The organism is Clostridium sp. ATCC 25772, assembly GCF_001573875.1.
GTDB lineage: Bacteria > Bacillota > Clostridia > Clostridiales > Clostridiaceae > Clostridium_J > Clostridium_J senegalense.
On sequence record NZ_LFRG01000087.1, the window covers coordinates 1 to 5,670 of the forward strand.

Here is a 5,670-nt window from a genome sequence, read left to right on the forward strand (position 1 = left end):
TATAATTTAACAAATAGTAATTTTAAGAATAAGCTAGTAATTAGCATTTAGAGTCCACTTTGAGGGGGCCAATCCGATAGTTGTGGTTATTACTAATCACTTCGTTCATAGTAATGCTAAACGTACTTTTTTATATAAATTTGCAAAGCAAATTATATGATTAGATCTAAAAGAAAGTGGTTACCACTTTCATCCTAAACTCTTAACTTTTAATTCTTAACTTTTAACTATCTCAGGGACTGGCTAACTTTTTTATTTATATAACTAAATTATAAGAGCTACTATCTATTTTATGGAACTACATTAGTCGTGCCTGTCCCATTTGTTACGGCTGTACATTTTAAATGTAGTTTTAGTTAGTTTTATTTCTAAAACTCAAATTTTACTCCTTCTAATTCAAAGAAACTGGTAGTCCAGTTTCCTCCAACATTGTCAAATGTCAATTGTCCTTTGTCAATTTCCAAAGAACTCCCTCAACTAACCAATCAATTTCCCAAGTTCTACATCCATCACAAGAGAGACTTCTTTAGTTAAGAGTGAATATATTATGTATTATATTTAATTTATGCCATATAATCATTATCGTAATTAATTTTCTTGCTCTTTAATTTTCAAATTTAATATGATAATATTTTTATAACTAATTTTATAGGAGGGTTTTTTATGCTAAATTTATCAAAATCTCTGGATTTTAAAGAATATTTAAAAAAATCTCAAGAAACTTATGGGGATATTCAAAATGAAGCCTATGAGAATACATCTTTATCAGAATACTGCAAAAACAGCATGAAATCTTTAGATGAAGAAGTTAATATGGTTGTTTTTACAGAAGGTTTTTGCCCTGATTGTATAGTTACAGTACCTTTTATTCAAAGATTTAGTGAAGAAAATGAAAACTTAAAAGTTCATTACCTACCTAGGACTGGATATGAAGATTTTTTAGAAGAAGCTGTAGGAAGAAAATCTATCCCTACAGTCATAACTTTTGATAAAGATATGAATCCTAAAGGTGCATATGTTGAAATTCCAAAAGAACTTACTGAAAAAATGATAAAGCTATCTAAGGATGAAAGAGAGGCTCTTATTAATGAGTATAGAGCTGGTAAGTTTAACGATTTAATAGAAAAAGATTTACTTGAAATAATATTATAGATATAAAAAATAAAAGAGTTTTAACACTAAAGTTAAAACTCTTTTACACTTTTTAGAACTGGCTATATATATATTCACCTGTTTGAACACCTAATATTAGGAATGTACACATTAAACTTACTATTACCATAGAACAAAATATTGATAAGTATATATTATTATTTAAAATAATTGACTTAATTTTCATTATAATATTGGTCAATTTCTTCATTTATGTATACCCATCCTTTCCAGCCTAAATGCATTATGTCACATAACACATATTTTTCATTTTCCTTCTCAGATAAATCCAATAGTTCTATATTGTTTTTTAGAGCTATTTCTCTTATTTTTTCATAATATTCTTCTTTATTATTTTTATCAAATCCACAGTAATCATACCACTTAGAATGTACTGGAACAGATATTAATAATGGTTTTACACCAGTTTCTTTACATATTTCTATCAATAAATCTAAATCATTGTACTCTGGTGATTCTGTATATTTTAATGTTTTATATGATCCTTTAAGTTTTTCATAATCATTTTTTATATATTTTTCAAAATAACTATCATAAACACCATATTCATTATTAGTTGCAGCTTTTTCGCCTTCTTTTACTGCTTGTTCTAATTGGCTTGTCCAATCTATTGGCTTTTTATTAACTTTAGATTCTTCATCTTTAACTTCATTTATTTTATCTAAGCTTTGTTTTAAATCTAAAGTATATAATGCTTCCTCTTTAATATAATAATATGGTTTTAAAAGTCCTAAACCTATATTAGAAATAATATTATTGTTAGAGTATAGCTTTGAATACAATTTTATGTTTTTTAGGTTAGAAGATTCATCAGTAAACTGGATTATTCTAGCACATATTTTTAACTTTAATTCTTTACTAATATTTTTATTATTCATTAATTTATAAAATTGAAGTTCAGAAAAATTAGCTTCAAATCCTTCTTTAGATAGTCCATCTTCTGTAAACCACTGCGGTGATAGTACAAATGCTATTTTTTTATTGCTAGAAGTATTATTTAAAGCACCTGTGTTGATAGCATGTATAATACTTTGGCAATGTCCTCTTCCTATAACACTAATATTATAGTTACTTTCCTTATCTAAATAAAAGTTGTTTGGATGCTGTGGTATAAATGTTGTTGACAGTTCTGATGAACCATACAACATTAAATTGTTATTTTGAAGTTCCTTATTTTGTATATATATCCCTTGGAATTTATCTACAGATAAATCTTTAGCTAGTGCTTTATCTACATTGTCATTATATTTTGATTCTAATTTTGACTTTAAATAAATTTGACTACCAGTAAGAAAACCTATGGATAAAACAAAAAATAATCCTATACCAATTATAGTTCTTACAGCGTTTTTCATAACTTAACTCCTTTTAGTAATAAACTCTATTGCTTTATTTGGAGTTTCTATATCCTCTCTTTCAATTTCTGTTGGCTCAATTTTTAGACCTAATTGCTTCTCTAATTCAATTAAAAATTCTACTATTGCAAGAGAATCAAAAATTCCTTCTTCAAAAAGTTCAATGTCTAAATCCTCTTTTATTTCATCTACTCCTGTAATTTCAACCATTATATCTAATATTTTTTCCTTCATAATTCATTATCCTCCTAAAATTAAAGTTTTTTATATCTTATTTAAATAAATATCCTGAAAATATTAAAAATCCAAAACAAACTAAATTGAATGTTACAAATGTTGTTAAACATATATACCAATTTTTCTTTTTGTTTTTTTTATGGAATTTACTTTTTCTTTGATAATAATCCGTTAAGACTATTAAACATCCTTGATACAATCCATAGATTATATAAAAGATTTCAGTTCCATGCCATATTCCCATTGTAGTCATTATTAATATAAATCCTATGTAAGATGCTGTATACCTACTTTTAAACCATTTACCTTTTAGTGCGGACATTACAAATCTTGTATAAAAATAATCCCTAAACCAAAAGGATAAAGACATATGCCATCTATTCCAAAAGTCTTTTATATCCTTACTTATAAACGGTAAATTAAAGTTATCTGGAGCTTTTATTCCCATAATATAACTTAACCCTATAGCCATTAAACTATATCCTGCAAAGTCGAAGAATAAGTAAAAACTATAGGCATACATATAACTTACTATATTTAATAAATTTTTATCTTCACCAATTTTACTCATCCATAAGCTATATATAAGAGCACCTATTACGAATTTATATAGAACCCCAAGGAAAATCTTTAGTATACCCTCTTTTAAAAGAAGTTTATATTCCTCTTTTTCAATTGGCTTTGATATATCCTCTGTAAATCTTCTTGATCTATCTATAGGTCCTGAACTTATTGTTGGAAAGAACAACATAAAATAAGTAAAGTCTAATACTTTAACCTCTTTTATTAATTCGTCATATATTTCTATTAACATTTGTAATGATTTAAAGGATAAATAGGAAACCCCTAAAAATCCGAAAAAGCCTTTAGGTTGACTTGATATAACATGTCCCCATTTTACTAAAATTAGCGGTAATAATGATAAAATTATCATTACCCAAAGTATTTTTCTTGAATCGTTACGTTTACGTATTACAATATAACTTTTAACTAATAACAATTGTAATATATAAAATATAACTAGTTGTCCTAATTGCTTTTGGGAACTTGAAAAAATCATAAGTATCATTACAATATTTACCATCATGCTGTAATTAGTGATTTTTTTACCTTTAAGCCCCATAATTATAATAGGTAATATTAATAAAGAGACAATATAAAAGAATAGTAATCCATCAAATGGTATCATTTCATTTCCTCCATTAGTGCTCTTCTATTAACTTTTCCATTTGGAGTCATTGGCAATGTTTCCTTAATTACAAATTTTCTTGGAATCATGTATTCTGGTATATATTCTTTTAATTTATTTTTTATATTAGATACTATTTTAAAATCTTTTTCTTCAACTCTTTTAGTTAATGTTACAACACCTATTAAATATTGAATTTTTCCTTCTTTTTCATGTGGTAATACTATTGTGTTATCTATAAAATCTATATTTTTTATGTTGTTCTCTATGTCTTCAAGTTCTATCCTATATCCATTTAGTTTCACCTGAAAATCTAATCTTCCACAATAGAATAAAAGATTATCTTTCATATATCCTTTATCTCCAGTTTTGTACATTCTATATGTTTTACCGTTAATTTCCATAGTTCCAAAGGACTTTTTATTTATCTCTTCGTTGTTCATATACCCTATGCTTACGCTATCCCCAACTATTATAATTTCTCCTTTTTCACCTTCCGGTAATATGTTTTTATTTTCATCCATAATATATAGCCATGTATTTTCTTTGCTATATCCTACAGGTAGTGGAGCAAAATCCTCATTTATCTTATCAGTAACCTCTATAGAAGTTATTGCCACTGTAGACTCTGTTGGTCCATAAGTATTATATATTTTTACTTTAGGAAATGCTTGTCTTATTTTAGAAACTGTGGAATTAGTTAAAGTTTCTCCACAAAATAACATAGTGTCTAATTTATCTAACAGCTTTTCATTAAAGTTACTATCTGATAAGCACATATCAGCAAAAGATGGTGTAGATACCCACGTTGTTATATTAGATGTTTCAAAGCTTTTAAAAAGCTCTTTCATATTGCTTATCATCTTTTTATTTATACTATAAAGTGTTGAACCACTTGCTAAACTTAAGTAAGTATCCATAACTGATAAATCAAATGAAAATGGAGCTTGGTTCATGAATACCTTTTCTTTATCATTACATAAACTTAATCCCCACTTAACAAAACTTTCAAGACATCCTAAAGTAATTTGCACTCCTTTAGGTCTACCTGTACTTCCAGATGTAAATATACTATAATATACATCTTCTTTTTTTACGTAGTATTCCTCTGATATGCTTTCCACTTCACTAGTTTTAAATATTTCTATAAGAGTGTTATAATTTATTATTTTTATATTTTCTAATTCAAAAGGCATTTCTTCAATGGATATAATTATATGTGGCTGAGATACTTCAATTATATCCCTTACTCTTTCAACTGGCAGTGAACTATCAATAGGTACATAAGAATGTCCAGATTTCACAATACCTATAAAGCTATAAAGCATTTCATTTTCTTTATGACCATAAACTAATATAGGTGTGTTCTCATTGCCATAATTTTTTAATAAGTAATTTGCTAATGCATCAGAATACTTTTTCAAATCGCCATAAGTTATTGAGTTATCTTCACTTATATGGGCCATTTTATTGCTACTATGTATTCCATAATCATCTATACATTTAATTAAGCTCATTTTTTCCCTCCACTTATTATATTAATTTTCTAAACAACTTTAAGTATACTATTCTGATTATTTTTTGTAAATATTTTGTATATATTTATATATTTTTCATTTTTTTTAAATATTGTTTAAAAAATCGAGTAGGAGGAAAATAATTATTTTATTTTCCGTCCTCTCACACCACCGTGCGTACCGTTCGGTACACGGCGGT

The 5,670-nt window shown here is 26.5% G+C and carries 5 protein-coding genes; 1 reads left to right on the forward strand and 4 read right to left on the reverse strand.

Translation table 11 applies throughout. From position 1 onward, the window contains the following. Nucleotides 1-663 precede the first annotated feature (663 nt). Entirely contained in the window at nt 664-1,152 is a 489-nt protein-coding gene (locus tag AZI32_RS16655) for a thioredoxin family protein (RefSeq protein ID WP_061997041.1), read from the forward strand. A gap of 176 nt (nt 1,153-1,328) precedes the next feature. Here AZI32_RS16655 and dltD read toward each other — a convergent pair whose 3' ends face one another. From dltD to dltA, 4 genes are read right to left on the reverse strand one after another with little or no spacing between them, the layout of a single operon-like run. Beyond that, entirely contained in the window at nt 1,329-2,528 is a 1,200-nt protein-coding gene (dltD, locus tag AZI32_RS16660) for a D-alanyl-lipoteichoic acid biosynthesis protein DltD (RefSeq protein ID WP_061997043.1), read from the reverse strand. Between the two features lie 3 nt (nt 2,529-2,531). After that, nucleotides 2,532-2,762 (reverse strand): D-alanine--poly(phosphoribitol) ligase subunit DltC, encoded by a 231-nt coding sequence (gene dltC, locus AZI32_RS16665; protein WP_061997045.1) that lies wholly within the window; start codon nt 2,760-2,762, stop codon nt 2,532-2,534. A gap of 37 nt (nt 2,763-2,799) precedes the next feature. Then, complete coding sequence (dltB, locus tag AZI32_RS16670; protein ID WP_061997048.1) at nt 2,800-3,954, reverse strand: D-alanyl-lipoteichoic acid biosynthesis protein DltB; 1,155 nt, start codon at nt 3,952-3,954, stop codon at nt 2,800-2,802. After that, nucleotides 3,951-5,471: a D-alanine--poly(phosphoribitol) ligase subunit DltA gene (gene dltA, locus AZI32_RS16675; protein WP_061997050.1), complete on the reverse strand. Its 1,521-nt coding sequence runs from the start codon at nt 5,469-5,471 to the stop codon at nt 3,951-3,953. Before dltA ends, dltB begins: the two co-directional genes overlap by 4 nt. Nucleotides 5,472-5,670: the final 199 nt, after the last annotated feature.

Excerpts from the sequence above, each read along its gene's own strand:
- dltA (WP_061997050.1), bottom strand. The coding sequence starts at position 5,471 with ATGAGCTTAATTAAATGTATAGATGATTATGGAATACATAGTAGCAAT.
- dltB (WP_061997048.1), bottom strand. The coding sequence starts at position 3,954 with ATGATACCATTTGATGGATTACTATTCTTTTATATTGTCTCTTTATTA.
- AZI32_RS16655 (WP_061997041.1), top strand. The coding sequence starts at position 664 with ATGCTAAATTTATCAAAATCTCTGGATTTTAAAGAATATTTAAAAAAA.
- dltC (WP_061997045.1), bottom strand. The coding sequence starts at position 2,762 with ATGAAGGAAAAAATATTAGATATAATGGTTGAAATTACAGGAGTAGAT.
- dltD (WP_061997043.1), bottom strand. The coding sequence starts at position 2,528 with ATGAAAAACGCTGTAAGAACTATAATTGGTATAGGATTATTTTTTGTT.